The sequence below is a fragment of the Rhizobium sp. FKY42 genome, assembly GCF_005222835.1.
In the GTDB taxonomy this organism is placed as follows: Bacteria; Pseudomonadota; Alphaproteobacteria; order Rhizobiales; family Rhizobiaceae; genus Neorhizobium.
Map to the genome: position 1 here is coordinate 243,490 of NZ_STGA01000044.1, position 3,740 is coordinate 247,229.

4 protein-coding genes are annotated in these 3,740 nt (G+C 55.0%); 2 read left to right on the forward strand and 2 right to left on the reverse strand.

Annotation, left to right across the window (positions count from 1 at the left end):
- The coding region (locus tag E8M78_RS23880) for a branched-chain amino acid ABC transporter substrate-binding protein (protein WP_246658370.1) at nt 1–711 on the reverse strand (711 nt) is incomplete at its 3' end.
- Nucleotides 712–1,485: 774 nt separating this feature from the next.
- On the opposite strand from E8M78_RS23880, the gene E8M78_RS17380 reads away from it, so the two are divergent.
- On the forward strand, nt 1,486–2,019 hold the full coding sequence (locus tag E8M78_RS17380) for a chemotaxis protein CheD (RefSeq protein WP_137136235.1): 534 nt from the start codon (nt 1,486–1,488) through the stop codon (nt 2,017–2,019).
- A 304-nt stretch (nt 2,020–2,323) separates the two neighbouring features.
- Nucleotides 2,324–2,866: an AAA family ATPase gene (locus E8M78_RS17390; RefSeq protein WP_137136237.1), complete on the forward strand. Its 543-nt coding sequence runs from the start codon at nt 2,324–2,326 to the stop codon at nt 2,864–2,866.
- 236 nt (nt 2,867–3,102) lie between these two features.
- Here E8M78_RS17390 and E8M78_RS23885 read toward each other — a convergent pair.
- On the reverse strand, nt 3,103–3,740 hold a 638-nt coding region (locus E8M78_RS23885), incomplete at its 5' end, for a branched-chain amino acid ABC transporter substrate-binding protein (RefSeq protein WP_246658371.1).

The following is a 3,740-nucleotide window of genomic DNA, read 5'->3' on the forward strand; positions in this document are numbered from 1 at the left end:
ATCCGCCATCTGGCGCATCAGAAGACCGGCTTCCGTGTGCAGACCGCCATAGTAAACGACGCCAACGCCCGCAGCCTTCATCTTCGAGACGAGCGCGGAGAAGTCCTTGTCGCCAACCGTGATGCCTTCGTAGATGACTTCCTTCACGCCAAGCTTGTTCATCGCCTTCTTGGTCTCGTCGGCAAGACCCTGACCATAGGTCGTCTTGTCATGGACGACGGCGACCTTGGCACTCTTGAACTTCTCGGCAATGTACTTGCCAGCCACTTCGCCCTGCTGGTCGTCACGGCCGCAGGTGCGGAACGTGTTCCACAGGCCGCGCTCGGTGAACTTCGGGTTGGTGGAGGCAGGCGTTACCTGCAGGATGCCGTTTTCGGCGTAGACTTCAGCCGTCGGGATAGAGACGGACGAGTTGAAGTGGCCCACCACGAACTTCACGCCATCGGCCACGAACTTGTTGGCAACCGAAACACCCTGCTTCGGGTCGGACACGTCATCGCCGAGAACGATCTTGATCTTCTCGCCGTTGATGCCGCCAGCAGCGTTGATGTCTGCCGCAGCCTGTTCAGCACCCTTCTGCAACTGCGCGCCAAAGGCAGCATTCGGGCCTGTCAGCGGACCGCCAACGCCCACCAAAATGTCGGCCCAGGCAGAGCCGCCGAAGGCGACAACTGCAGTCAGCGCGACTGCCGAAAGAAGAGACTTCTTCATTCTTGTACTCCCAGTTTTATTCAGCGGGTCGAATAAAAAACCTTCGCAAGCCCCACTTTCCTTGCGCAGGTAACAGTTTCCCCGGCGCGCACTCTGGAGCGGAAAGCAATGCCATGTCAATTCTTACTCTTGCTAGAGAGTTAATTTAGCAATTCCCGCATAAGATGCATCAATATGATTGATGCATTTATTTTACCGAGATTGAGGCTACATATCGCAAACAGAACGACGACAAAGCGGGCACGATGATGAATTTGCGAGCAGCGCGCACATAAAAATATAGGAATTTCATAATCTTGCGCGACATCATCTGCCGATGCCGCCAATGTTGAAGCGACACGTCGAAAAATGGTCATACATTTACAATGATTATAATTGAGCTCATTCACAGCTTAATTTGAACGCCGTTGAAAACCATTGAACGCGCGTTGAATGAAGCTGAAGCGACTCTACCAGCGCTATCTGGTTCACCGAGAGGAATTCAGCCAGTCGTTGATCGCATTTCACTACCAAAATAGAGTCATACCTAGGTATAAAGAGAAACCATAGATTGAGGGCTCATTGCTCGGCGATGAGCGTCCGCGAGAGCCTGTTCCGGCTTGTGAAAGCTTTAAATTTCGTTGACCATGCTCTGAAAATTGCAGCTGTGTAGATTATAAAACCGTAAGTTATCATGGCGATTTAACGCTCTTCCACTTAGGATAGAGCGCGGCAAGTCAGGCGAGCATCGCACCATCCGGAGCGAATGGCCCAAAAGATCCGAGAGGCATAACAGTGTTTGCGCAGGATGATGGTGGCTACAAAATCGTGCATGTGCTCAGCGGGCAATACGCTGTCTCTTCCACTGAGGGCACTTATTTCAGCACAGTTCTTGGCTCATGCGTTTGCGCATGCATCTATGATCCGGTTTCGGGGATCGGCGGCATCAACCATTTCGTCCTGCCGCTCGGCGGTGAACGCGCTCCTCAGGAGCAAAGGTATCGCTACGGAGACGTGGCCATGCCCGGACTTCTCAGCAACCTCTGCCGCCGCGGTGCACAGCGGGAAAGATTGGTGGTCAAGCTTTTCGGTGGGCGCGCACGCAATGACGGTTCATATGAACCAGGCGCGCTGAATGCAGACTTCGCGCTGACCTTTGTGAACGCCAACGGATTGAAACTCATTGAATCAAGCCTCGGCGGGCAAGTGGCCCGCTGGGTCAACTTTCACCCCGCAAGTGGACGAACCAAGGTGCGCGAAACACTCGATTCGCCTGCATTCTCGGCCTCGCGACGCACGGTGATCAGCCTGTCGCGTAAAACCGCCTGAGCCATTCTTGCTAAGCAACAACAGCAAACCACGGTGAGGAATTGCCCGGGCGCTTCGCCTTCGATCAATCCCATTGCTCCATTGCGATCCTACAGCATATCTCGCAAAAGTGTACCGCGGTTTTGCGATAACGACATGCGGGAAAACAAAGAATTGAAGCGACAGGAGCGAATCCGAATGATCGCGACACGCTTTAACGTGCGAATCGCTGCGCGAACCCGGAGCAATCTAAAATTTCCATTCGAATATCTGACGCCTGCTGTTTTGCAGCAATAGACCTGGCACTGAAGGAGTTCCCATCCCTATGCCGTACTTCCATGTCATTTCCGGCTGCTCAGGCGGCGGCAAGTCCTCACTGCTTGCCGAACTCGGACAACGCGGCCATTCCATCGTCCCTGAACCCGGAAGACGAATCGTAGCGGAAGAACAAGCTGGCGGCGGAGCAGCATTACCCTGGACAAATCCCACCGCATTCGCACGCCGGGCAATCGCACTTTCGCTCCAGGATTTCCGAGACAACCAGCACCTCAAGAATGCCTTCTTCGACCGAGGATTGATCGACGCCGTTTGCGCTTTGCTGCACACGTCACCCGGCAAGAATGAAGAAGATCGCGTTCTAGCGCTGTGTGCACAGCATCGATATCAGCCGGTGGTTTTCATGACGCCACCCTGGCCGGAGATCTACGTCAATGACGCTCAGCGAAAACATGATCTGCAAGCGGCTGTGGCGGAATATGAACGCCTGTGTGCGTTCTATCCGAAACTGGGCTACACACTGATCGAACTGCCGCGCAACAGCATAACCTCCCGAGCGGATTTCGTGGAAGCCCATATCGGGAAAACCTGAGCCTTACCCGATGGTCAGAAGTTGAGCGCACCGGACGCGAAAAACTGCCGGAAGGAATAGTAGTGCGGCTATTAAGAGTGACAGCTGCCGACAAACCCTCCCTTCCACGCGCCACTATTTTCGATATTGAACCAACAAGCCCGAGCAAGACGACGAGAGCCGTCAACCGATGTCAGGACCCCAGGGCCGGCGCGTGCCGACCCTTCCCCACGAACGGATAAACCGCCGATGATGTCTTACATCTGGAAGTAGGAATACTTGCCGTCCGGGCCCTTCTTCCACTCGTACATGACATAGTCAGGACGCGTGATGTCACCCTTCTTGTCGAAACCGATATCGCCGATCACCGTCTTGAACGGACCCTTCGACTTCATTGTCTCGGCAACCTTCTGCGGATCGTTCGTCTTTGCAGCCTTGGCTGCGTCAGCGATGATCTGAAGTGCTGCGTAGGAATACAGCGTGTAGGCTTCCGGCTCGAAGCCAGCCTTGCGGAACTTCTCGACCAGGTCCTTCGCGTTCGGGTTCGTGCGCGGATCCGGCGGGAAGGTCATCAGCGTGCCGTTGACCGCGTCACCTGCAATCGAGGCAAGCTCGTTCGAGGTGATGCCATCGCCCGACATCAGAGGCGCCTTCAGGCCCTGGTCTGCCATCTGACGCATCAAAAGACCGGCTTCCGTGTGCAGGCCGCCATAGTAAACGACGCCAACGCCAGCTGCCTTCATCTTGGAGACGAGCGCGGAGAAGTCCTTGTCGCCAACCGTGATGCCTTCGTAGATGACTTCCTTTACGCCCAGCTTGTTCATGGCCTTCTTGGTCTCGTCGGCAAGACCCTGACCATAGGTCGTCTTGTCATGGACGACGGCGACCTTGGCAC